The sequence below is a fragment of the Bacillus sp. JJ1127 genome (assembly GCF_036965845.1).
Classification (GTDB): domain Bacteria; phylum Bacillota; class Bacilli; order Bacillales; family Bacillaceae_G; genus Bacillus_A.
Genome location: NZ_JBALQK010000422.1, coordinates 1,696 through 2,026, shown reverse-complemented (window position 1 = coordinate 2,026; position 331 = coordinate 1,696).

The following is a 331-nucleotide window of genomic DNA, read 5'->3' as shown; positions in this document are numbered from 1 at the left end:
GCATTAAGCTACCTGTACCTTTGCAGGGATACGGAAACGATTCGGGTAAAAACTGCAATAGGATAAAAACGTGGCTCAGATATGGAAAATTACATATTTGCCAAGTTTTCTTCTTATAAAAGATTAATTAGACCTAGAAGGCAAAGTAGAGATAAGAAATGGATACTTCAGTACAACTGATTTATCTACGGGACAAAAAAAGATATATCAAATAAACCGATCAAACTTTTTTCAAAATTTAGCTCTTGTTTTTTGCTGAAAAAAAATACTTCATACAAGGTTTTGATCAAACTTTTTTTAACACCTACAGATTAATCTTTTTTCAAAATGA